Below are 23,563 nucleotides of genomic sequence, written 5' to 3'. Positions count from 1 at the left end.
TTCCAAATCGGAACTGGCTTTTCCTGTAATAACAGTAAGAAAATTCTTTACAATAGCCACACAAATTGTTTTACTAAATATGGACTAAAAAATTTGTGAGAGGCAGTACATATAAATGGTAAAAATAAAAAGCTATATCGGACAATTTCACCCGATTGTGTGGGTTTTATTAATTGGGACCGTTCTATCTAGAGGCGCTTCATTTATGACGCTGCCTTTCTTATCTATCTACTTATCTAGGAATATGGATCTGTCGCCAATCATCATCGGCTTAACCGTTGGGATGAGTCCATTAATGGCAACAGTTGGCGGTTTTATCGGAGGTCATTTATCAGATCGATTTGGCCGAAAACCTGTTATGCTTATCTCTTTGTTTACGGTTGCATTTGTTTATTATGGGTTTACGATGGCAACTGGTGAAGGATGGTTTATCCTTTTAAATGCATTAAACGGACTGTGCAATTCATTTTTTGAACCAACCGCTCAAGCTTTAATGGCCGATTTAACCGATAAGGAAAAGCGGATGAAGGTATATTCCTTACGATATACTGCCATGAATATTGGAGCATCAGTAGGTCCGCTGGTTGGAGCCTATTTAGCCAGTACATCAGCAAAGTTATCGTTTGCAATAACTGGAACCACATATTTATTGTATGCAATGGTGCTGGTGATCCTGATGAAGAGGCTAGTCATAACTCAGCCCGGACAAAGCAAAAAGGGAGTCTCTTTTGGTGATGCATTTAAAATTATTAGAACGGATAAAGCATTAAGGTATCTAATCATTGGTATCATTTTAGTCAACATGGGCTATGTTCAAATTGATTCCAACTTGCCGCAAATACTTGAAGGTACTGTCGAAAATGGCATTGTCATTTTTTCAACGCTGATCACGATAAATGCGGTGATGGTTGTTTTCCTGCAAATGCCCATTAGTCATGTTGCCGAGAAGTTCCGGTTAATGCAGGTGATGGTTGTCGGTGCTGTATTTATGGCAGCAGGATTAGTTGCCTTTAGTTTTGTAAACGGCTGGGTAACTGCCATTCTGGCAATTGTGTTCCTAACCATAGGTGAAATTTTAATTTTCCCATCGAACAGCATGATGATTGATCAATTGGCACCCGAACATTTGCGAGGTACGTATTTCGGGGCAGCACAATTTCGGAAGATTGGAAATTTTTTAGGGCCAATTATTGGCGGCTTTCTACTTAGTCAGTTTCAAGGCCAAATCATGTTTTGGGTACTTACGATCACAACCTTGGGTAGTGTGGTTTTCTTCTTATCAGGAAATAAATTTTATAATATTAACGAAAAAACTCCAAACCTTGAAAAAACAATTTGATAAAAATAAGAAATGCCTCTGGATACGCAGCCAGAGGCATCATCTTTATCTTAGAATATCTTCAATTCTTGCCAGAGTTTCATCATTTAGCTTAACACCCGATGCTTTCACGTTTTCTTCCAATTGCTCGGGACGGCTTGCCCCGACAAGTGCACTTGCTACATTCTTTTGCCGCAAGATCCAAGCAAGGGCAAGATTAGCGAGGGAAAGGTCATTGTCTTGGGCAACATCTTTTAAAAGTTCTACTTTATCAAGGTTCTCATCCGTTAACAAACCAAAAAGATTGCTGTATTTTTCCTGTGAAGCCCGGCTCCCTGTTGGAGCTTGTTGGCCTTTTATATATTTTCCAGTTAGCACACCCTGGGCAAGCGGGGACCAGACAACCTGGCCAATTCCATGCTTTTCACTTACAGGCAGTACTTCTTTTTCAATATAACGTTGCAGCATGCTGTATTGCGGCTGATTGACTACTATGCGGTCCAGCAGCTTTTTATCGGCAAGATGAACAGCTTCGGAAATTTGTTCAGCTGTCCACTCACTTACACCAACATATAAGACTTTCCCCTGACGGACTAAATCATCAAGTGCACGTAAAGTTTCGTCGAGCGGTGTTTGAGGGTCATAACGATGGCAATAATAAATGTCTACATAATCAGTGTTAAGACGTTTAAGACTAGCATGGCATTGTTCAATAACATGCTTACGAGATAATCCTTTATCATTCGGACCATCACCCATTGGCCAGAAAACTTTAGTAGCCAATACATAAGAATCACGTATATATTTTTTCAGTGCCTTACCTACTACGATTTCAGCTTCCCCTCGCATATAAACATTGGCAGTATCAAAAAAGTTAATCCCTAATTCGTAGGCTTTATCGATTGAAGCAGAAGCATTTTGTTCCTCTACATAGCCTCCATATGTAAGCCAGCTTCCTAAGCTTATTTCACTTACCTTTAAGCCAGTGTTTCCCAAGCGACGATATTCCATATAATAAATCCCCTCCTAAAAAATTTCGCGACTCAAAATAAAAATACAACAAAATTTACCTAAAGGTCCACAATTTAGTGAGTATTTGCTAAAATAAGAATATCCAGATAGTTCCATGTTGAACTGCGCATGATTTTGATCGTACTTTTCAGAGGTTTATCGAATATGAATAATCATCTGTTTGAAAAGGAGTCCTTAAAATGTGGTTTTGGATCATTATTTCGGTACTATTGTTCGTCCTATTACTTGTAGTTGAGGAATTTTTCTATTATTTTTGGAATCGGTATGTGTATGGGCCGAATATAAAAGGGAAAAGGAGATGGTTGAGTAAACTAGTATTAGGTACGGTTGGTTTAATCAAGAGGTTGTTCCAGAAAAGGGAAAAAGTATTATCAAAAACGAAGTCAGATAAGGGCCTTCCATTATAAGGGAGGCTCTTATCTTTTTTAATTGGTCGGATTCTGTTTTTCCTTTTTCTTATTTAAATAACTACCAAAGGTATCGATGACGTAAAACAAAAGAAATAAAAAAATAATTACATATTCAGCGGGTTCCATTACTTTAAAAGGGTTTATCGCCTTCCAAATAATTCCTGGTATGCCAATACCCATTAAAAGATCTAGTGAAACAATTAGGATTACACTAAAAGTCGCCAATAAGCCCGATACAAAAAATATTTTCAACCTCATCACACCTTTTGGGATCATATTGTCCTTATTGTTTGGTTCTAAGCAGTTCCTTATCCCAGTTTAAAAATGTTTATTATGCTTGATTTAAACCGTTCTCAATGGGATAAAGTGGTAACCATTGGGCAATATATCCAATAATGGGTGAAAAGTTATAAATAATAGTAAGCGAGGTGGATTTTGTGTCGATTTTGTCTAAAATGCTCAAAAATAAACAAAAAAAGAGACAGGAAGATAATTATAGGCAAAAACAAGATCCGCAAAAACCAGAGGACTTGCCTATTCTTAGGGATTATCAAGAGAATATCTCTCATTTAAAAGAGGAAACTGGCAATAGTAGCGATGTAAACGTTCGCGAGTTTAAGATTGGTTCCCATAAAGGCGGACTTGTTTTTATTGACGGATTGGCTAGTGATCAAAGCATTGCAGACTATATTCTAGAATCAGTGATAGAAACAAAAGTACCCGAAGGACCGATAGATATTTTTCAATTCATGATGGATGAAGCAATGGCACTAGGAAATGTGAAGACCATTGAAAATTGGAATCAAGTATTTGATTCATTGTTTTCTGGAAATACAGTCATCTTTTTGCAAGGTTGCAACAAAGCAATTAGCGGCGAAACCAAAGGATGGGAAAAGCGGGCCATTTCTGAACCCTCAACCCAATTGTCGATACGAGGTCCAAAAGATTCGTTTACAGAGACACTCCGGACGAATACTGCTTTAATACGGCGTCGTATAAAAAGTCCCAATTTACGGGTCGATTCCATGAAACTAGGTACTGTTTCCCAAACTGACATCGCAATCCTTTATATTAATGGAATTGCCAATGACAAAATTGTTGGAGAAGTTAAAGAAAGGCTACAGCGAATCAATATTGATTCCATCCTTGCCTCTGGTTATATAGAGCAATTGATTGAAGATCAAACTTGGACAACATTCCCAACAACGTACCATTCAGAAAGACCGGATGTCGTGACATCCCATTTATTGGAGGGGAGAATTGCCATAGTTGTCGATGGAACTCCGTTTGTTGTAACTGTTCCAGCTATTTTTATTCAATTTTTCCAAGCGCCGGATGATTACTATTCACGGTTTGACATTTCAACTGGGATACGATTGTTAAGAATTTTGGCATTCCTTATCGCAGTTATTGGGCCTTCTGTTTATATTGCTGCGACTACTTTTCATCAAGAAATGATTCCAACCACTATGGCCATTGCTATTGCTGCTCAACGTGAAAGTGTTCCATTTCCAGCCTTTGTTGAGGCATTAATCATGGAAGTAACGTTTGAAATATTAAGGGAAGCTGGTTTAAGGCTTCCAAGAGCAGTTGGTCAAGCTGTATCAATTGTAGGGGCGCTCGTAATTGGCCAGGCAGCCGTACAGGCGGGATTTGTTTCTCCTGTCATGGTTATTGTTGTTTCCATCACGGCGATCGCAAATTTTTCCACCCCTGTTTTTGCTATGGCCATTGCAGCAAGATTAATTCGCTTTGTTCTAATGGGATTAGCGACAATTTTAGGATTTTATGGAATCATGTTAGGGCTTATGTTCATGACGATCCATTTATGTTCACTTCGTTCATTTGGAATTCCATACATGATGCCGCTCGCACCTTTTAACCTTCATAATCAACAAGATGCATTTGTTCGTTTTCCTGTCTGGGCAATGAAAAATAGACCCATGTTTATTAGTAAAGGAAATATTAAAAGGACTGGGGAAAATCAAAAGCCACAGCCTCCAAAGCAATCGGAAAATCAATCTAAAAATGGTGAAGAGTAATGAAAAAATGCTTGCTTGTTATTTTGGTTTTAATAATGACTATGCCGATCCTCAGTGCATGTTGGAATCAGAAAGAGCTCACAGATTTGGCCTTTGTGACGGCACTTGGTATTGATCGGGAAGATGATGATATGTACCATGTCTCGTTTCAGCTTGTTAATCCTGGGAACGTTTCAGCAGGACAAACTGGAGGAGGTCAAGGTCTGCCGATTGCCGTTTATAGAAGCACTGGTAGGACGATAACGGAAGCAGCGAGAAATGCAACGAAAAAGGTTTCACGACGGCTATATTATGCACATACCAATTTAGTGGTTGTAAGTGAAGAAGTCGCTAGGGATAGAACTTCAATGCTTAAAATGTTGGATGCCTTTGCAAGGGACCCAGAGTTTAGAACTACGACAGAGATCGTTATTGCAAGAGATTCTACCGCAGAGGAAATCGTCACTACTCTGACCATTCTTGATAAACTACCCGTTACCAAAATTACTAAAGAGTTAAAATTTACTGAAGCAATGAAAGGGGAGAATATGAGTATAAGTATTGATGATTTGATTGACGGAATCGTAGGAAACGGGAAAGAACCGATTTTAAATGGGTATAAACTAATTGGTATGAAAGAAGAAGCCAACAAGGCAACCAATTTGCAAAAAACAACCACCGATGCTTTTCTCGCAGCAGATGGACTAGCTGTCATTAAAGATGGGGCATTGATTGATTGGATTGAAAGTAAAAAGTCTCGTGGGGTCATTTGGATTTTAAATAAAGCCAAGAGTACCGATATTACGCTTAAATGGAATGGGAAGAAAAATGCCCTTAGTATTGTCCCTATTCGGTCAAAAACCAAGGTTTCGACGGAATTTAAAAACGGAAAACCCGTTATTAATATAAAGATTGAGAACGAGGGCTGGGTAAGTGAAGCCAATACAGCTATTAATTTGATGGATCCAAAAACGATAGGAAAAATTGAAAAGTTAACGGAGAAAGCAATTAAGAAAGAAGTACAGTCGACTGTGAAGGAAGTGAAGCGGCTAAAGTGCGATATCTTCGGGTTTGGTGATGTAGTTCATAAAGCCAATCCTGTCCTATGGAAAAAGTTAAAGGGAGATTGGAACAATGATTTTGCAGACCTTGAGGTGAATATTAAGGTGGATTCTTACGTCCGACGTGAAGGGGTTCGAACGAATCCGTTTTGGTCAGATATTAATAAATAATGATGGATATGGAATGAGGGGGGGGGGCGCTCGAAATGGAAAGGGCAAAAATAAGTGGATTCCAATTATTCGTGCTTATTGTATTGTTTGAAATGGGCAGCGCACTTCTCCTTAGTCCCGGATCAGAAGCGAAACAGGACGCCTGGATCGCTATATTGTTCGGCTTAGTTGGCGGAATCATTGTCTTTTTTATTTATTATCGTCTATATATGTACTATCCTGACCTGCCCTTAACGAGTTATCTTCAAAAAATAATAGGAAAATGGTTTGGAAAGGTTATTGGTTTTTTATATATAGTCTATTTTATCTATATCGCATCAAGGGTATTGCGAGATTTTGGAGAGTTATTAACCACAACGATATATAATAGTACACCACTATTTGTAATCAATACCTTAATGGTTGTAACTATTATCTATGGGATCCATAAGGGGTTTGAAGTATTAGCACGAGTTTGCGAAATTTATTTTGGAATTGTCTACATTACAGCGATATTCGGCATGTTGCTAATTACCTTTTCTGGTTTAATTCATTTGGGTAATCTCACCCCAATCTTAGAAAACGGATGGAAACCTGTTATTAAAACATTTTTAAAGACAACCCTCACCTTTCCCTTTGGAGAAATGGTTGTCTTTACGATGCTGCTTCCGTTTTTAAATGATAAAAAAAAGGCTAAACTCGTTTGTTTAGGCGGGATGATATTAGCGGGGATTAACATCACCATTACAACTGTAGTAAATATTTCTGTATTAGGCGTAGGTCTCTTTCATCGATCTACTTTTCCCTTATTAACTACAATAGGGAAAATCCAAATTGCCGATTTTCTTGAACGATTAGATGTATTATTTATGCTCTATTTAATTATTGGCGGTTTCTTTAAAATTGCTATTTTTTATTATGCTGCGGTGGCCGGTGCTGCTGATATCTTTGAGTTTAAAAATCAACGCAAGCTGGTGTTTCCAATTGGGATGATCGTACTTTTTGGTTCGATAACTATTGCCTCTAATTTTGCAGAATTTATAAGAGAGGGTACTGTTTTTGTTTTGATTTTTCTGTCGTGGCCATTTCAAATTATCATTCCCTCCATCTTACTAATCATTGCTTTTTTTCGTAATCGAAAGAAAAAAACATGCCCAGCTTAATGTGAAATGGTTTTTGAATAATCCATATTGCTTAGATGTAATCAATAACCCTTCTAAGGGGGGGAACATACGTAAATGGAAAAAGTAAAAATTAGTACAACCCAATTATTTGTCCTAGTTGTATTATTTGAAATGGGCAGTGCTATTCTGGTTGGGATTGCATCAGGTGCCAAACAGGATGCCTGGATCGCTGTATTGTTGGGTTTAACCGGTGGATTAATGGTCTTTTATGTTTATTATCGATTATTTGTGTACTATCCTGACCTACCCTTAACTAGTTATCTTCAAGAAATAATAGGGAAATGGCTTGGACGGTTTATTGGGGTATTATATGTTGTCTATTTTTTATATTGTGCTTCAAGGGTATTACGCGATTTTGGAGAATTATTATCTTCAACCATTTATAATAGTACTCCATTATTTGTTATCAATTCCTTAATGATTATTACGATTATTTATGGCATCCATAAAGGGTTTGAAGTATTAGCGCGGGTTGGAGAAATTTTCTTCGGCGTTGTCTACTTGACGGCGATATTAGGGATGTTGTTAATTGTCTTTTCGGGTTTGATTCATTTAGGAAACTTAAAACCAATTTTAGAAAATGGGTTGAAACCTGTCATAAAAACATTTCTAACTCAGACCATTACCTTTCCTTTTGGGGAAATGGTCGTTTTTACTATGCTTCTTCCATTCCTAAGAGATAAAAAGAAGGCAAAGATTGTTTGTTTAGGTGGGATGATCTTAAGTGGAATAAATATTACCATCACAGTGGTAGTAAATATATCTGTATTAGGTGTAGCACTCTTTCATCGGTCTACTTTCCCGCTCTTAACTACAGTAGGAAGGATTCAAATTGCCGATTTTATCGAACGATTAGATGTATTATTTATGCTCTATCTAGTAATTGGAGGTTTTTTTAAGATTGCCATCTACTTTTATGCAGCAGTTGCTGGTGCAGCAGATATCTTTCGAATTCCGAATCAACGCAAAATAGGGTTTCCTTTAGGCCTTATTGTTTTATTTGCATCCGTTACCATTGCATCCAATTATGCAGAACATATTAAGGAAGGTTTAGTTTTAGTCCCGCTTTATTTGCATTGGCCATTTCAAATTATCATCCCGTCTTCGTTACTAATTATTGCTTTCTTTCGGAATAGGAAGAAAAAGAAAAGCCCGGCATGATAACGCGGGCTTAAACATTTTGTTATACATACTCATTGCCCAATCGGTGGGTATCCTTCGGAGTATTTTGTTTAACAGGCAGAGCTATCTGGACCGATGTCCCATGATTTTTTTCACTGTCGAAATGAATCGTGCCTTGGTGCGATTGAACAATCTTGAAACTTACCGTTAATCCTAGCCCTGTCCCTTTTTCTTTAGAAGAATAGAATGGTTCGCCAATTTTCTCTAATCTTTCTTTTGAAATCCCGCAGCCAGTGTCATTAATAGTGATTACCACCTTATTTTCTTCTGACTGTTCTAAATCAATGGAAACAGTTCCGCCCTTTGGTGAAGCTTCAATTGAATTTTTAATAAGATTGATAAATAATTGCTTGAGTTGGTTGGGTTCACACTCAATGACTATTTCATTTTCTATAAATGAGGAGTCGATTTGGACATTATATAAACTAGCTTCTGTGCTTAATAGTGAAATGACATCCTTCAATATCTTTTGGAGGTTTGCCTTGGTATATTTTATGATCTGCGGTTTAGCCAATAGCAATAGCTCGCCAACAATATGATTGATCCGGTTTAATTCGTCTAACATGATTTGATAATAGTAATCATGCTTTCCATCTTCCATTTGTAAAAGCTGTACAAACCCTTTTAAAGATGTCAGCGGATTCCTAATTTCATGAGCTACACTTGCAGATAATTCACCCACAATTGATAACTTTTCTGTCCTTCGAAGACGCTCTTCTGTTTCCCTTAATTTAGTGACATCACTGCCATAGCCAATTATTCCAGCAATATTCCCATTAATAATGATTGGGAGTGAGGTACATTTTAAGATAATTCGATTCCCGTTTGCATGTGGAATGTTGATCTCATACATGACTGGTTTAATTTCTTCCACAACTGTGGAAATAAATTTAGGTAGATACCTTACATATTTTTTTGGTAGCAAATTCTTAATGTTTTTTCCTATTATTTCTTCACGTTTGAAGCCGGTAATGACATCATATTGTGAGTTTAAATTGGTAACCGTTCCACTCAGATCCATCATATATACAATATCTGGACTGTATTCGAATAGTGATTTATATTGTTGCTGACTTTCTGCCAATTTTAACGCCATTTCCTTTTTCTCGGTGATGTCACGTCCGATAATGACTAAACCTTGGCGGCTGCCATCACTATTAAATAGCGGCACTTTGATTGTGTCAAAGATTCTTGTTGACCCGTCTGGGACAGGAAGGACTTCCTCAATACGGGTAATGGTCCGATTATTCCAAGCCTCTTCATCAGAAATTTCACAATATCGAAGGGCATCACCATAAAAGTCAGTATAATTGGCTAATTCAGAGTCTCTTTTTCCTCTATAATCCACATTCTTCAGGTGAAACAATTGTAACCCAAATTCATTGGCTTCAATCCATCTGCCTTCTCCATCTTTAAAATTAACAAAATCAACCATTGAATTGATTAATGTAGATAACCGTTTTTGATCTTCCTGGGAAACAGATAATTCTTCTTTTTTACTGATAAAAAAATAAAGAAATCCTCCAGTAACCAAAATATATAGCATCTCTTTTACCCTTTCAACCACACCAACTATTGAAGATGGGATAAACTTTTCAATTAAATAATTGGACCCAAAGATCCAAATAATACTTGTAATTAAGTAAAACAGGATCAGCTTTTTTTTATTCATGGAAATCTCCAGTTCTTTTCAATAAATATAATACATAGTCTATAGTACTAGAAAATCCATTATTTTGGAATAATACAATAGTGAAAATAGTAGAATTACCTGTCTAATTCGATTCTTTTCCCTAAAATAAGCAAATCTCTCTCAACGCCGTCCAGTTCAGCTACATTTGAAAGGTGAGCCCATTTTTCAAAGCCAAAGCTTTTAAAAAGCTTGATACTAGGTTCGTTATGACCAAAAATAAAACCAAGCAGGGTTTTGATGTTTAATCCAGGACAAGCATCCATCGCTTTTTGAATTAAAAATTTACCCAGTTTTCTCCCCCGAAAATCTGGATGAATATAAATACTGATTTCCGCCGTTGCATTATAAGCTGGGCGGCCGTAAAAGGATTGGAAGCTTACCCATGCGCAAATTACACCTTTGTCTTCAACAACCCATAATGGACGAAAAGCGGGTGAATGTTCATGGAACCATTGGATCCGGTTCTCTACTGAAATGGGTTCCAAATCGGCTGTAACCATCCTGCTTGCTATGGTTGTATTATATATATTGATAATGGTTTCCAAATCACTCAAATTTGCATCTCTAATCGTAAAGTCCTCAAACATCTCATTTATCACTCCAGTTTTTATATATTGTCTAATAGATTTTATATTATCTTTTGGCACTAACATTATCAATATTGACATACCATAAATTATTTGAAAAAAAGAAAAACCTTTTCTCGGAATTGTTATCCGAGAAAAGGCCTTTTCTTTTCATGACAATTTATTTCTAAACTGCCATAACTCGTTTCTTGGCCAAAACCTTACCAGCGGTGGGCCTTGGCATTGCTCCTTAGAATGATCTGATTTTGTGACATTTGCGTTTGCCCATTAATCTGTGCTTTGGTATGCTTCGCTCTCGTCGTACCATAATGAAAAAGCTCGGAGTGCGGATCTAAATGATCTTTATAGCTCATCAAATCACCTCATCAAAGGATTTGAAACGAAGATATTCTACTGAATATCATATTTATCATTTGTAAAAAAACAGGAAAATAGTCATTAAAACTGAAATAATTAAATCTAAATAAATACTTGTATTATCTGAAAGTTCGGAATAAAATAAAGTTACATACCAACCGGTAGGTATGCTCATGTTAGGTTTAGCATATGATTATTTAACGGCATTAACCATTAATCTTAAAATAAGAATGGAGTGAATGATATGTATTTACGTTTGACTGATGAACAAAAAATGGTTCAAAAAACAATTAGGAGATTCGTAGAAAAAGAACTCATTCCACTTGAAAATGATGTCCTTAGAAATGAACGTGAAGGTAAACCAAGTCTTCCTGCCGGTACACTTAAAGAATTGCAATTAAAAGCTAAGGAAGCTGGATTTTGGGGAATTAATACTCCCGAAGAATACGGCGGGGCAGATCTGGGCCAAATGATGATGGCGATTGTGTTAATGGAGGTTTCAAAAACATTTGTACCGTTTCAGTTTGGCGGTAGTGCTGATAATATCCTATATTATGGGAATGAAGAACAAAAGGAAAAATATTTAATCCCAACGATTAACGGAGAGAAAAAGTCATGTTTTGCCATGACGGAGCCTGGTGCTGGTTCCGATACAAGAAATATTAAAATGACGGCTGTAAAAGACGGAAATGAATGGGTCCTAAATGGTGAAAAAACATTTATTACTGGCGGAAATGAAGCCGATTTTGTGATGGCAATAGCGATTACTGACAAAGAACTACATCAATCCACACATGGGCGTGAAGGAGTAACATGCTTTATTGTCGACCGAGATATGGGCTGGAAATCAGAGTATATACATACAATGGGAGAATGGGGACCAGCTGGCCTTGTATTCGAAAATGTCCGTGTACCGGAGGAAAATATCCTTGGTGAGTTGCACAAAGGCTATAATCTCGGTCTAGAGTGGATCGGTTTTGCGCGCTGGGTCGTAGGGGCAAGAGCAGTCGGAACTGCCGAACGTTTGCTGCAAATGGCGATTGATTATGCGAAGGAACGGGTCACTTTTGGTAAACCAATTGCCGAAAGACAAGCAATCCAATGGCAAATCGCTGATTCAGCAGTTGAAATTGAAGCGGCAAAGTGGCTCGTCTTGAACGCTGCTTTCACCTTAGATAATGGGGAAGATAACCGGCACTTAGCATCAATGGCAAAATTATATGGTGCAAATATGGGAAACAATGTCGTCGACCGTGTCCTTCAGATTCACGGCGGGATGGGTTATACAAGAGAACTGCCGATTGAGCGCTGGTACCGTGAAGCGCGACTCTGGAGAATTTACGATGGCACAGATGAAATTCAACGAATGATTATCGCGCGGAACCTGATTAAAGGTCATGTTAAGATCGGTCAATATGTATAAAAAAATGTAAGCGCAATCTACAAATTTATTTAAACCGGAGGAGAATAGAAATGACAGGAAGATTTGCAGGAAAAGTAGCTTTTGTAACGGGTGGAAGCCGTGGAATCGGAAAAGGAATCGTGGAGCTTTTTGCCCAAGAAGGGGCGAAGGTTGCTTTAATTGATTTGAATGAAGAGGCGTTAAGTGAAACAACCAGTGAATTGAAAGAAAAAGGTGTAGACGTGTATTCGAAAGTAGCAAATGTCGTGGATGCGGAGCAAGTTGAAACCGCGATGCAAGAGGTTTATGAAGCCTTCGGGTCCGTTGATATTCTTGTTAATAATGCAGGAGTGATTCGCGATAACCTGCTTTTTAAAATGACAGATTCAGACTGGCAAATGGTTATGGATGTACACTTAAAAGGATCATTCAATGCTGCCCGTGCCGCCCAAAAATATATGGTCGAAAATAAATACGGACGCATTATCAATATTTCATCGACTTCTGCACTGGGAAATCGCGGTCAGGCCAACTATGCTGCCGCCAAGGCGGGGTTGCAGGGCTTTACCAAAACTCTCGCAATCGAATTAGGGAGATATGGTATTACTGCGAACTCGGTAGCTCCTGGATTTATTGAAACAGAGATGACCAAAGAAACTGCTGCGAGAATCGGGATTCCTTTTGAACAACTGATTCAAGCAAGTATCGCAGGTATTCCAGTCGGCAGAAGTGGAAAGCCAGAAGATATTGCCAATGCAGTTGCCTTCTTTGCTGATGAAAAATCATCGTTCGTTAATGGTCAAGTGATTTATGTTGCTGGCGGACCAAAATGCTAAATAGATGAGGTGAGGGTGAATTGTTTAAAGACCAGATCGGTAAACAATCGACTAAAGTTAAAAATGTTGTTGAAAGAGGAGCCGTTAAAAAGTTTGCAGAAGCAATTGGGGATCTTCATCCGATTTATTTTGATGAGGAAACGGGAAGAAAGTCTAGATATCAAACCAATATTGCTCCGCCAACCTTTCCAAGAACATTTGATTATGGTGACATTGAAGGATTAAACCTGCCAAATAAAGGCTTAATCCATGGTGAACAAACCTTTCATTACGAACGTCCTGTAAGAGTAGGAGAGGAAATACTCTGCTATTCTAAAGTGAAGAATTATTTTGAGAAAAAAGGAAACTTCGGGGAGATGGGGTTTCTGATCCTTGAAAGCTTTGGTGAAAATGCAGAAGGTGGTTTGATATTTAGTTCAACTTCTACGGTTGTCATTTCAGAAGCTGTGAGGAAGGTGTTGGTTAAATGAGTACACTCACAGAGTTACAAGTCGGAGAGTCTGTAAAGGAAATACAACTGGATCCTGTCTCAAGGATGGACCTAATTAAATATTCAGGTGCATCTGGAGACTTTAACCCGATCCATACAATTGATGTTGAGGCAAAAAAGGCCGGATTACCAGGGATCATTGCTCATGGAATGTGGACGATGGGGAACCTTGCCAAGCTTTTTACTGCCTATTATGAAGATGGCTTTATGAAAGATTACTCAATCCGCTTCAAAGGGATGGTATTCTTAAATGACGTAATCACGTTAAAGGCTACATTGAAAGAAAAGCAGGATAAAAACCTGCGCTTTACGGTGCAGGCTGTGAATCAACAAGGGAATGTAGTGTTAAAAGGGGAAGTTTTATATCACCAATATTAAGCATGAATGAATTCTGACCCAGCACCAAGAGGACCTCTCTTTATGGTGCTGGGTTTATTGTTATCTATATTATTTATTCTTACAACATCAACTGACACGAATAAGAAAAGGTGTGGGCCATGTCATATTGTTTGGAAAATGTTTCTACTATATTAATGAAAAAATTGACGAATAAATAGATATTGAATATTGTGAAGATTTTGATATTATAGAGATTATCTGCATACCAACTGGTTAGTATTTTAATTTGAGGGATTCGTCTTAGGCAGTTAACCAGTTTTGGCTTACAAAGGGTTCGATTAAAAAAGATTCTTTTTTTATAGGGGGAACGACCAATGAATGTGAAAGATTTGTTTGATTTAACGGGAAAAGTAGCTATTGTTACAGGTGGAGGCAGAGGATTGGGACAGCAAATCGCTGAAGGCTTTGCTGAAGCTGGCGCAAATGTAGTGGTTTGTTCAAGAAAATTGGAAGCCTGTGTAGAAATTAGTGAAGAATTAAAAAGAATGGGTGTGGAGAGTTTTGCATTAAAATGTGATGTCACAAAGCCAGAGGATATTAAAAATGTCGTCGACCAAACAGTGGAGCGCTTTGGGCGAATCGATATTCTCGTTAATAATAGCGGTGCATCCTGGGGTGCACCGGTCGAAGAAATGCCACTCGAAGCGTGGAAAAAGGTGATGGATGTCAATGTTACAGGTACTTTTTTAATGTCCCAGGCGGTTGGTAAGGTTATGCTCCAACAAAAATCTGGAAAAATAATCAATATTGCTTCAGTAGCTGGTTTAAAGGGCAGTAATCCAAAGTATATGAATGCCATCGGCTATAACTCTAGCAAAGGGGCAGTAATTACTTTTACGAAGGATTTGGCAGTCAAATGGGGGCCAAGTGGTATTTATGTCAATGCGATTGCCCCAGGATTTTTCCCAACGAAAATGTCTAAAGGATTGCTGGATCATGGGGGAGAAGCAATTCTCGAAGGCACACCCCTAAGGAAGTTTGGTTCTGAAAATGACCTTAAAGGCGTTGCCTTATTCCTAGCCGCACCAGCATCTGATTTTGTAACGGGTGATGTCGTGGTGGTCGATGGTGGTGCACATGCGATGTAGATTCGCTCGTTGATGATGAGAATTCGCTCGGTGACTGCTGGATTCTTTCGAAGTCTCAGCAATTCGCTGATAGAACCGGAGTATTCGCCGATAGAACCAAGGATTTCGCTGATAGAATACAAGAATTCGCCGATAGAATCCCCTTTTATACTAATAATGGACCATATTAGGGCCATGTATATTTAAAAAGACAATAATTTACTTGAAAATGCTCCCCTTTTAATAATAATAGTCAAATTCAAGAGGTGAAAATGCTATGAAAAGAGATGCAGTCATTGTTTCAGCTGTCAGAACGGCGATCGGAAGACAAGGAAGTGCTCTTGCTGGGGTTCCTGCCCATGTTTTGGGCGCAGAGGTCATTAAAGAAGCAGTTAAACGAGCAAATATTAATCCTGAAACCATTGATGATGTCATTTTTGGAAATGTCCTCTCTGGCGGTGGAAATATTGCTAGATTAACAGCCTTAAAGACTGGGTTATCGATGGATTTGCCTGGATTAACGGTTGACCGGCAGTGCGGTTCCGGAATCAATGCTATCAATCTCGCTGCTCAAGCAATTCGTGCTGGAGATGGCGAAATCTATATTGCCGGAGGGACAGAAAGCATGAGCCGTGCTCCCTATTTGATGGATCGGCCCGAAAAACCATTTAGCCCTGTACCGCCAAGTTTTAGAAAATCACAGTTGTCTCCGAAAGAAATTGGAGATCCGCCCATGGGAATTACCGCTGAAAACTTAGTTGAAAAATATCAAATTACAAGAGAAGAACAAGATCAATTTGCCCTTCAAAGTCAACAGCGCATGGCAATCGCGATGGAGGAGGGTCGATTCGATGAACAAATTGTCCCCATCACGATTCCTGTCAAAAAGGGAGAACCGCTTATTTTTAAAACGGATGAGCATCCACGGCCACAAACAACCTATGACGCTTTGGCAAAACTGCAGCCAGCATTTCTAAAAGGCGGAACCGTTACAGCTGGCAATAGCTCGGGCTTAAATGATGCTGCATCAGCCCTTGTGATTATGTCGAGAGAGAAGGCTGAGGAATTAGGTCTAACCCCGCTAGCAGTGATTCGTGCATATGCAGTTGCTGGTGTAGACCCGAACATTATGGGAATCGGACCTGTTCCTGCTGTAAAAAAGGTACTCGAAAAGTCTGGATATTCGTTAAATGAAATGGACGTTATTGAAATAAATGAAGCATTTGCGGCACAGGTATTAGCATGTAACCGCGAACTCGAAATGGACTTAAATAAAGTTAATATAAACGGAGGAGCCATTGCCCATGGACATCCACTCGGGGCAACTGGTGCCATCCTTGTTACAAAAGCAGTCTATGAATTAAAACGATCAGCTGGGAAATATGCACTAATTACCGCATGTATTGGCGGCGGGCAAGGGATTGCCACAATAATTGAACGTGAATAAATGATGGTGTCAGGCACCAAGGGGAATGGGAGGCAGACAATGTCTCCCTCCTAGGCAAAATAGTAGAAGAGTTTTCATAAAATGACAGCGTTTACAATAAACTTTAACATTCTATTAAACAAGGAGTGAAGTCCTGTTGTTAACCCTTCATTATGATTTTTGGCCTAAAATCTCTAAATCTTTAAAGGTTCCATCCACTTCTCTTTATGACAACCTCAAAGTCAGTGCAAGCCGTTATCCAGACCAGGATGCCATATATTATTACGGTAATAAATTGTCCTTTGAACAGCTCGATATCGAAGTTAATGCCTTAGCCGGTTATCTGCAGCACAAATTAGGTGTCAAAACTGGGGAAAAGGTCTTGTTATTCATGCAGAATTCCCCGCAGTTTGTCATCGGCTATTATGCAATTTTACGAGCCAACGCCGTGGTTGTACCGATCAATCCCATGTTAGTTGCTGATGAACTGGCGTTTTATGTAAAGGACTGTGAAATTAAGACTGCTATCGCAGGGCAGGAATTATATGAGCGCATCGGTCCGTTGTTAGGGAAAACGTCATTGTCCAATTTACTCATCGCTGCCTATTCGGATTATGCCGGTGAAGACTTTGATGGAATGCTTCCAAAAGAAGTAGAAGCTGCGAGATTTCCTTTTTCAGAAGGTGGTCATTACCTTTGGAAGGAGGCAGTCCAAGCAAATCTTACACCAACAGAGCATACAGCCAAGGGTGATGACCTCGCATGTCTTCCATATACCTCAGGAACAACAGGTCTGCCAAAAGGCTGTATGCATACCAATCGAACAGTAAATGCAAACACAGTGGGTGCTTATCACTGGTCATCAACGACACCAAATGCGGTCCATTTAATGTCCTTGCCGCTTTTTCACGTAACAGGAATGGTCCACAGTATGCATATGCCAATCTTCAGCGGGAGTACGATGGTTATCTTGACAAGATGGAATCGAGATCTCGCAATCGAAATGATAAAAACACTAAAAATTACACACTGGGTGACGATTGCGACAATGATTGTTGATTTCCTGTCCAACCCAAACCTGAAAGCAGAAGATATTGCCTCGTTAACTTTCATTTCCGGAGGGGGAGTCGCGTTACCTGAGGCGGTTGGTGAAAAGTTATTTAAACTATCAGGATTGCGTTTTGTCGAAGGCTATGGTCTATCCGAAACGATCGCACAAACCCATTTTAATCCATCGGAACGTCCAAAAATGCAATGCCTGGGCATTCCCTCGTTTGATGTCGATGCAAGAATTATTGAACCTGCGACTGGAAAAGAACTAGGGATCGGGGAAGTTGGCGAGATTATCGTTAACGGGCCGCAAGTGATGGTTGGCTATTATAATCGCGATGATGAAAATAGAAGTTCTTTTATTGAAATCAATGGTAAAAAATTCTTTCGTACAGGTGATATCGGACGTTATGACGAAGAGGGTTATTTTTTCATTGTCGATAGGGTTAAACGAATGATCAATGCTTCCGGCTACAAGGTTTGGCCTACCGAGGTTGAATCTTATCTTTATAAGCATCCCGCCATTCAACAAGCCTGTGTTGTTGGTGTTCCAGACCCAAGACGGGGCGAAACAGTAAAAGCCTTTGTCATATTGAATGAAGGGTTTGAAGGAAAAGTAAGTGCAGAGGAAATTATTGAGTGGTCAAAACAACATATGGCTGCCTATAAATATCCTAGACAGATTGAATTCCGAAAGCAGTTCCCAATGACATCGAGCGGTAAGATATTATGGCGGTCCCTCCAAGAAGAGGAAAAGGCGAAAACATCCAGTAAGATTCAGTAAATGTAGCTCAATAAGGGGAGCGGGCCATTCGGTTAGCTCCCTATAAGGTAATCATCTTTTATGAAAAAAATAATATAGTTTTGATCGTGTCTAGGTCAATCCTCCGGTAAAAATACTATTTTCGAAAGGAGGGCGATCAATTGATTAAAATTGTTCCGCTTGAATTAGAGACTCATTTCGCTGAGGGGACGGTAAATGCTTTTTTGGCGATTGGAGACTCGGTTACGTTAATCGACACTGGAAACCCTGGGAAAACGTCATTTCAACAACTTAAAAGCAAACTACATACGCACGGAGTTACATTAAAGGATATTGATCAGATTGTCCTTACCCACATCCATATTGATCATGCAGGAGGAATTCCTTACCTTTTGGAAGAAAAAGAGTTTCCAATCTATGTCCATGAACAGGCGAGTAGTTCTATTAATGCCGGTGTGGAAGAGTATCAACGAATACAAGCTTTCTTCCGCCAGTTTTTAACAAGTTGTGGTGCAGACCCATTAAAGCACATCATCGAACGACCATTTAAAGAGGAAGAGTGGCGCAATGTTACCTTGATCAATGAAGGCGATGTTATTCAGTTAGGTGGGAAGGAGTTTGAGGTCGTTCATGTTCCCGGCCACAGTCAATCTGATATTTTACTATGGAACGAGGAAACTGGAGATACCTTTGCCGGCGATCACTTATTAAAGGCCTTTTCCGTGAATGCCTTTATTGAACCACCAAATCCCGGTGTGGTCAATCGGCCGAGACCGTTATTGCAATACCGACATTCACTTGAAAAAGTAAGCAGACTGCCATTGAAAAGGATCTATCCTGGTCATGGCGAGGCATTTAGCGATCATTTAACATTGATCAAAACGAGATTACTTGAACAGGAAAAACGATGCGCGCAGATTCTCTCCATTCTTGCGACCGGTGGTAAGTGTATCTATGAAATTTGCAGAGAAATGTATCCTCGTTTGCATGGGCATACGGTGTTTTTAGGCTTATCTCAAATACAAGGCCACTTGGACCTGCTTGAAGAAAGGCAGCAGGTGAGATATGAGCAAAAAGATTCAGTTATCATCTATCGTTTGACTTAACAAAAATGTCTAGTAAAGGAGTGCTTGTGTGAACCTTAAGGATCTGCTAGAAACAAATATCGCTAAATTCGGTGAGTATCCTTTTTTATATTTCAATGAAAAGAAAATTACCAATGTGGAAACGAAGCAATACGCAGACCAATTTGCTTCTGGCTTACGAAAGCTTGGAATTACTAAGGGCGATCGAGTGATGGTATGTATGCCTAATTGCCCGGAGGTCCTCTTCTCTTATCAAGGGATTACCAGAGCAGGAGCAACGATAGTCCCGGTTATGTTTACTTTGCACCCAAAGGAACTTCACTACATCGCACAAAATTCCGGAGCCAAAGCAGTCATTACCTCCTCCGCTGTACGTAAAAATGTTGAACAATTACTAGAAGGATTGTCAATAAAACCTCAGTTGATTGTTGTGGACCAACCTTCAGATGATCGAATAAAAAACTTTTATGATGTGTTAGTTCCCGCCGCCATAAATCAAATGGATGAACAAGGAAACACAGATGATACAGCTGTCATTTTGTACACTTCTGGAACCACTGGAAATCCTAAAGGAGTTCTATTAACCCACAAAAACTTATACTCGAATGCCGAGAATTCGGCAAAACATAATGAAACAGACCGGGGAACAACTCTTGGAGTCCTGCCGCTTGCACATGTGTATGGTCTGACAATCTCAAATATTTGCTTTCTAAAAGGCAGCACAATCGTTATTTTTTCAAACTTTCAATTAGAAGAGGTATTTCAGGCAATTGAAAAATATAAAGTGGAGACATTCTCAGCGGTTCCTGCGATGATACATGCCATGGTTTCTTATCCAAGAGCCGAACAATATAATACCACCAGTCTTGAATCAGTCGGTTCTGGTTCAGCACCATTGCCTGTTGCCTTATTGCGTGCTTTTGAACAAAAATTTGGTGCAAAAGTGTTCGAAGGCTATGGATTATCAGAAGCTGCTCCGGTTGTTACTGCTCACAAGAAAGGCATAGAAATAAAACCCGGTTCGGTGGGGATTCCGATCCCAGGGGTAGAATTGAGAATTGTCGATGAAAATGGTGAGGAAGTTCCAGCTGGTGTAGTGGGGGAAATAATTGTGCGCGGTGATAATGTCACACCAGGCTACTATCAAAATACCGATGAAACCAAGCGAGTCTTAAAGGATTCATGGTTATTTACGGGCGATTTGGCTCGAATCGATGACGAGGGCTATGTCTATATTGTTGATCGAAAAAAGGATTTAATTATTCGCGGCGGCTTTAATGTGTATCCTCGGGATGTCGAAGAAATTTTAAATGCTCACGAACATGTTTTTGAGGCAGCAGTGGTCGGGGTTCCCGATGAACGAATGGGTGAAGAAATGGTTGCCTACGTGGTAAAAAAGCCAGAATCAAAAGTAACCGAAAAAGAATTAATCAACTATTGCCAAGATCATATAGCAAAAAATAAAACACCACGAAGAATTGTTTTTCTAGAGGCACTGCCGAGAAATGGTGTGGGGAAAATATTAAAAACACATCTCCGCAAGCAGGCATCAGAAATTGTCATCAAACCGTAAAGGAAAAAAGGAGGAGAAGTTAGGTGGAAAAAAGAACCATATTAACAACTAGCAGTCGAGGTTTACTTGAAGATTCGTTCCCTTATCGTTTATTTCAAAAAGCAAAACGGTTGGGGACATGGAACCCGGCTGATATAGATTTTAGTCAGGATCAAAAGGATTGGAAGGCGATGAATTCGGAGCAGCGAGCAGATATTTTACGGCTAATCTCTCAATTTCAAGCTGGCGAGGAAGCGGTTACATTGGACTTGCTGCCACTCATTATGGCGATTGCGAAAGAAGGGCGTTTGGAAGAAGAGATGTTTCTAACAACTTTTTTGTATGAGGAAGCGAAACATACGGAGTTTTTCCGGCTAGTATTGAATGCGATTGGTGAGCGAGGAGACCTATCTCATTTTCATACCGAAACCTATCAGAAAATTTTCTATGAAATTCTCCCAACGACAATGGAACGTCTTATTACCGACCAATCCCCCGAAGCCATTGCTGAAGCATCGGTCGTGTACAACATGTTTGTTGAGGGGGTATTAGCAGAAACCGGATATTTTTCCTTTTACAATGCCTTAGAAACAGCGGGGATTATGCCTGGCCTGCTTGAAGGAATCGGAAACTTAAAAAAGGATGAGTCAAGACATATCGGCTATGGAACATTCCTATTGCAACGTTTAATTTGTGAACATCCACATCTCTTTGATTTTGTGGCAGCCAAGATGGGTGAACTGACTCCGTTAGCGATTAGGCTGAACCAAGAAGGCATCGCGGGAAGGGAGGTAAGTGCATTTGGTGGGGACCCGGAGGACATCATGAACTTTACCTTGAAACAACTCTCCATTCGAATGGAGATTTTAGCACGGGCAAAAGGCAAAAAAATCGAAGAGATTTATAGATTTTCAGATAGTGAATTAGGAGTACTTTAGAATGGTAGAGGAGGAATTATGATGACGGTAAAGGTAGATGTCCAAACATTTCCCCATTTTATTAATGGAGAGTGGGAACCTGGGAGCAGTCAAGAAACATTTGACGTTCATAACCCGGCCACTGGTGAATTAGTAGCAAGGGTGGCAAAAGGAACGAAGGAAGATGTCGACCGTGCAGTAAATGCAGCCCGCGTGGCGTTTGACCAAGGAGATTGGAGAAATATGAAGCCGAAAAACCGGGCTAAGGTGTTATATGCCATTTCCTATCAAATTGCCGAAAATGCTGAGGAGCTAGCATACTTAGAAGCAATTAGTTCAGGTGGAACGGTACGCCGAATTGGCAGTAGTGATATTTTACAAATGGTTGACTTGTTCCAAACTTTAGCCAACTTTACGGTGGACTATCCATTCTCGGAAACACTTCCTGTTCCGCCATTCCCAGGACCCGCCCACAATTTTATTTGGCGTGAGCCAATCGGAGTATGTGCGGCCATCACACCATGGAACTTACCGATGGTGATTGCGACATGGAAGATTGCTCCCGCACTAGCAATGGGGAATACGATTGTCATTAAGCCGGCCAGCTACACGCCGCTGTCGACTCTGAAACTAGCAGAAATTATTTCCGCTGTGGTCCCTCCAGGTGTAATAAACGTAATCTCAGGTCCAGGGGCAGAGGTTGGCGAAGCATTAGTTAACCATCCAAGTGTTGATAAAGTTGCTTTCACTGGTTCGACAGAAGTTGGCAGACGTATTATGGGACTTGCTGCAGGCACGATTAAGAAAGCCACATTGGAGTTAGGTGGTAAATCCCCCAATATCCTTTTAGAGGATGCAGATCTTAATATTGCCCTGCCTGGAAGTCTGTTTGGAGTATTTCTCCATTCCGGACAGCTTTGTGAATCAGGGACTCGGCTTTTTGTCCCGGATAAGCTTTATGACCAAGTGGTTGCAGGGTTAGCCACCCTAACTAGAAAATTAAAACTCGGTAATCCACTTGATCCTGCCACTGATGTTGGTCCGGTAATCTCAAGAAAACAAAAGGAAACGATCCTTTCCTACATTGAAGCAGGTAAACAGGAAGGAGCTACCCTTTTATGCGGAGGCAAGGAAGTTAAGGTAGCTGGCTGTGAAGAGGGCCATTTTATAGAACCAACGATTTTTACGAATGTCTCCAATGATATGAAAATTGCTCAAGAAGAAATTTTTGGACCAGTCCTCTGTGTGATTCGTTATTCAGACATAGACGATGCGATTCGAATGGCGAATGATACGATTTATGGGCTCGCAGCAGGAGTCTGGACACGCGATGTTAATAAAGCGTACTCAGTCGCTAGAAAACTGCAAGCGGGTGTCGTCTGGATAAATGACTGGCATATGCTCCGCAGTGATGCCCCGTTTGGCGGATACAAACAAAGTGGAATCGGCCGCGAAATGGGACAGCAGTCACTCGATGCCTATACCCAGGTAAAGCATGTGCACACATCGATGTCACCAGAGTTGGAGCGGCGCAATTGGTATGGTATTCTGTTTGGCCAAAACTAATGAAGAGGTGGGGAT

At 39.9% G+C, this 23,563-nt stretch carries 22 protein-coding genes; 17 read left to right on the top strand and 5 right to left on the bottom strand.

Translation table 11 applies throughout. From position 1 onward, the window contains the following. The first annotated feature begins 115 nt into the window (after window positions 1-115). Window positions 116-1,339 carry an MDR family MFS transporter gene (locus tag FS608_RS11170; RefSeq protein ID WP_144549904.1) on the top strand — a complete coding sequence of 408 codons (1,224 nt, stop codon included), beginning with the start codon at window positions 116-118 and terminating at the stop codon, window positions 1,337-1,339. 45 nt (window positions 1,340-1,384) lie between these two features. Here the strand turns inward: FS608_RS11170 and FS608_RS11165 are convergent, their stop codons facing one another. Then, window positions 1,385-2,329: an aldo/keto reductase family protein gene (locus FS608_RS11165; protein WP_144549902.1), complete on the bottom strand. Its 945-nt coding sequence runs from the start codon at window positions 2,327-2,329 to the stop codon at window positions 1,385-1,387. Between the two features lie 200 nt (window positions 2,330-2,529). Here FS608_RS11165 and FS608_RS11160 point away from each other — a divergent pair, with 200 nt between their 5' ends. Continuing rightward, window positions 2,530-2,757 carry a hypothetical protein gene (locus tag FS608_RS11160; RefSeq protein WP_144549900.1) on the top strand — a complete coding sequence of 76 codons (228 nt, stop codon included), beginning with the start codon at window positions 2,530-2,532 and terminating at the stop codon, window positions 2,755-2,757. Window positions 2,758-2,775: 18 nt separating this feature from the next. Here FS608_RS11160 and FS608_RS11155 read toward each other — a convergent pair whose 3' ends face one another. After that, window positions 2,776-3,012, bottom strand: coding sequence for a YczF family membrane protein (locus FS608_RS11155; protein WP_144549898.1), 237 nt, complete (start codon window positions 3,010-3,012; stop codon window positions 2,776-2,778). Between the two features lie 203 nt (window positions 3,013-3,215). Between FS608_RS11155 and FS608_RS11145 the strand changes: the two genes are divergently transcribed. The 4 genes from FS608_RS11145 (at window position 3,216) to FS608_RS11130 (ending at window position 8,337) form a co-directional block, all read left to right on the top strand. Further along, entirely contained in the window at window positions 3,216-4,802 is a 1,587-nt protein-coding gene (locus tag FS608_RS11145) for a spore germination protein (RefSeq protein ID WP_144549896.1), read from the top strand. Beyond that, window positions 4,802-6,013 carry a Ger(x)C family spore germination protein gene (locus FS608_RS11140; RefSeq protein ID WP_144549894.1) on the top strand — a complete coding sequence of 404 codons (1,212 nt, stop codon included), beginning with the start codon at window positions 4,802-4,804 and terminating at the stop codon, window positions 6,011-6,013. The genes FS608_RS11145 and FS608_RS11140 overlap by 1 nt, the downstream gene beginning before the upstream one ends. Window positions 6,014-6,048: 35 nt before the next feature. Beyond that, entirely contained in the window at window positions 6,049-7,155 is a 1,107-nt protein-coding gene (locus FS608_RS11135; RefSeq protein WP_144549892.1) for a GerAB/ArcD/ProY family transporter, read from the top strand. A gap of 75 nt (window positions 7,156-7,230) precedes the next feature. Then, window positions 7,231-8,337 carry a GerAB/ArcD/ProY family transporter gene (locus tag FS608_RS11130; protein ID WP_144549890.1) on the top strand — a complete coding sequence of 369 codons (1,107 nt, stop codon included), beginning with the start codon at window positions 7,231-7,233 and terminating at the stop codon, window positions 8,335-8,337. Window positions 8,338-8,359: 22 nt separating this feature from the next. Here FS608_RS11130 and FS608_RS11125 read toward each other — a convergent pair whose 3' ends face one another. The 3 genes from FS608_RS11125 to FS608_RS11115 form a co-directional block, all read right to left on the bottom strand. Further along, complete coding sequence (locus tag FS608_RS11125) at window positions 8,360-10,030, bottom strand: PAS domain-containing sensor histidine kinase (RefSeq protein ID WP_144549888.1); 1,671 nt, start codon at window positions 10,028-10,030, stop codon at window positions 8,360-8,362. 95 nt (window positions 10,031-10,125) lie between these two features. Then, on the bottom strand, window positions 10,126-10,638 hold the full coding sequence (locus FS608_RS11120; protein ID WP_144550092.1) for a GNAT family N-acetyltransferase: 513 nt from the start codon (window positions 10,636-10,638) through the stop codon (window positions 10,126-10,128). Between the two features lie 200 nt (window positions 10,639-10,838). Next, a complete protein-coding gene (locus tag FS608_RS11115; protein WP_144550091.1) occupies window positions 10,839-10,991 on the bottom strand; it encodes a YpzG family protein in 153 nt (50 codons plus the stop codon). A 248-nt stretch (window positions 10,992-11,239) separates the two neighbouring features. Between FS608_RS11115 and FS608_RS11110 the strand changes: the two genes are divergently transcribed. From FS608_RS11110 to FS608_RS11060, 11 genes are all read left to right on the top strand, one after another. After that, complete coding sequence (locus FS608_RS11110) at window positions 11,240-12,418, top strand: acyl-CoA dehydrogenase family protein (protein WP_144549886.1); 1,179 nt, start codon at window positions 11,240-11,242, stop codon at window positions 12,416-12,418. 50 nt (window positions 12,419-12,468) lie between these two features. Next, window positions 12,469-13,233: a 3-oxoacyl-ACP reductase FabG gene (fabG, locus tag FS608_RS11105; protein ID WP_144549884.1), complete on the top strand. Its 765-nt coding sequence runs from the start codon at window positions 12,469-12,471 to the stop codon at window positions 13,231-13,233. Window positions 13,234-13,253: 20 nt separating this feature from the next. After that, window positions 13,254-13,703 carry a MaoC family dehydratase N-terminal domain-containing protein gene (locus tag FS608_RS11100; protein WP_144549882.1) on the top strand — a complete coding sequence of 150 codons (450 nt, stop codon included), beginning with the start codon at window positions 13,254-13,256 and terminating at the stop codon, window positions 13,701-13,703. Further along, window positions 13,700-14,101: a MaoC/PaaZ C-terminal domain-containing protein gene (locus FS608_RS11095; RefSeq protein WP_144549880.1), complete on the top strand. Its 402-nt coding sequence runs from the start codon at window positions 13,700-13,702 to the stop codon at window positions 14,099-14,101. The genes FS608_RS11100 and FS608_RS11095 overlap by 4 nt, the downstream gene beginning before the upstream one ends. A 335-nt stretch (window positions 14,102-14,436) precedes the next feature. Beyond that, window positions 14,437-15,210 carry an SDR family oxidoreductase gene (locus FS608_RS11090; protein ID WP_144549878.1) on the top strand — a complete coding sequence of 258 codons (774 nt, stop codon included), beginning with the start codon at window positions 14,437-14,439 and terminating at the stop codon, window positions 15,208-15,210. 256 nt (window positions 15,211-15,466) lie between these two features. Continuing rightward, entirely contained in the window at window positions 15,467-16,636 is a 1,170-nt protein-coding gene (locus FS608_RS11085; RefSeq protein ID WP_144549876.1) for a thiolase family protein, read from the top strand. A gap of 136 nt (window positions 16,637-16,772) precedes the next feature. Then, window positions 16,773-18,449, top strand: a complete 1,677-nt coding sequence (locus FS608_RS11080; protein ID WP_144549873.1) for a long-chain fatty acid--CoA ligase — start codon at window positions 16,773-16,775, stop codon at window positions 18,447-18,449. Window positions 18,450-18,589: 140 nt separating this feature from the next. Continuing rightward, on the top strand, window positions 18,590-19,534 hold the full coding sequence (locus FS608_RS11075; RefSeq protein ID WP_144549871.1) for an MBL fold metallo-hydrolase: 945 nt from the start codon (window positions 18,590-18,592) through the stop codon (window positions 19,532-19,534). Between the two features lie 28 nt (window positions 19,535-19,562). Next, complete coding sequence (locus FS608_RS11070; protein WP_144549869.1) at window positions 19,563-21,086, top strand: class I adenylate-forming enzyme family protein; 1,524 nt, start codon at window positions 19,563-19,565, stop codon at window positions 21,084-21,086. Window positions 21,087-21,109: 23 nt separating this feature from the next. Then, on the top strand, window positions 21,110-22,003 hold the full coding sequence (locus FS608_RS11065) for a R2-like ligand-binding oxidase (protein ID WP_144549867.1): 894 nt from the start codon (window positions 21,110-21,112) through the stop codon (window positions 22,001-22,003). A gap of 21 nt (window positions 22,004-22,024) precedes the next feature. Then, window positions 22,025-23,548: an aldehyde dehydrogenase family protein gene (locus FS608_RS11060; protein WP_144549866.1), complete on the top strand. Its 1,524-nt coding sequence runs from the start codon at window positions 22,025-22,027 to the stop codon at window positions 23,546-23,548. The last annotated feature ends 15 nt before the right edge of the window (window positions 23,549-23,563 follow it).

The sequence above is a fragment of the Bacillus sp. X1(2014) genome, assembly GCF_007678255.1.
This window is presented reverse-complemented; position numbering and strand designations above follow the sequence as displayed.

Excerpts from the sequence above, each read along its gene's own strand:
- FS608_RS11170 (WP_144549904.1), top strand. The coding sequence starts at position 116 with ATGGTAAAAATAAAAAGCTATATCGGACAATTTCACCCGATTGTGTGG.
- FS608_RS11165 (WP_144549902.1), bottom strand. The coding sequence starts at position 2,329 with ATGGAATATCGTCGCTTGGGAAACACTGGCTTAAAGGTAAGTGAAATA.
- FS608_RS11160 (WP_144549900.1), top strand. The coding sequence starts at position 2,530 with ATGTGGTTTTGGATCATTATTTCGGTACTATTGTTCGTCCTATTACTT.
- FS608_RS11145 (WP_144549896.1), top strand. The coding sequence starts at position 3,216 with ATGCTCAAAAATAAACAAAAAAAGAGACAGGAAGATAATTATAGGCAA.
- FS608_RS11140 (WP_144549894.1), top strand. The coding sequence starts at position 4,802 with ATGAAAAAATGCTTGCTTGTTATTTTGGTTTTAATAATGACTATGCCG.
- FS608_RS11135 (WP_144549892.1), top strand. The coding sequence starts at position 6,049 with ATGGAAAGGGCAAAAATAAGTGGATTCCAATTATTCGTGCTTATTGTA.
- FS608_RS11130 (WP_144549890.1), top strand. The coding sequence starts at position 7,231 with ATGGAAAAAGTAAAAATTAGTACAACCCAATTATTTGTCCTAGTTGTA.
- FS608_RS11125 (WP_144549888.1), bottom strand. The coding sequence starts at position 10,030 with ATGAATAAAAAAAAGCTGATCCTGTTTTACTTAATTACAAGTATTATT.
- FS608_RS11120 (WP_144550092.1), bottom strand. The coding sequence starts at position 10,638 with ATGTTTGAGGACTTTACGATTAGAGATGCAAATTTGAGTGATTTGGAA.
- FS608_RS11115 (WP_144550091.1), bottom strand. The coding sequence starts at position 10,991 with ATGAGCTATAAAGATCATTTAGATCCGCACTCCGAGCTTTTTCATTAT.
- FS608_RS11110 (WP_144549886.1), top strand. The coding sequence starts at position 11,240 with ATGTATTTACGTTTGACTGATGAACAAAAAATGGTTCAAAAAACAATT.
- fabG (WP_144549884.1), top strand. The coding sequence starts at position 12,469 with ATGACAGGAAGATTTGCAGGAAAAGTAGCTTTTGTAACGGGTGGAAGC.
- FS608_RS11095 (WP_144549880.1), top strand. The coding sequence starts at position 13,700 with ATGAGTACACTCACAGAGTTACAAGTCGGAGAGTCTGTAAAGGAAATA.
- FS608_RS11090 (WP_144549878.1), top strand. The coding sequence starts at position 14,437 with ATGAATGTGAAAGATTTGTTTGATTTAACGGGAAAAGTAGCTATTGTT.
- FS608_RS11085 (WP_144549876.1), top strand. The coding sequence starts at position 15,467 with ATGAAAAGAGATGCAGTCATTGTTTCAGCTGTCAGAACGGCGATCGGA.
- FS608_RS11060 (WP_144549866.1), top strand. The coding sequence starts at position 22,025 with ATGACGGTAAAGGTAGATGTCCAAACATTTCCCCATTTTATTAATGGA.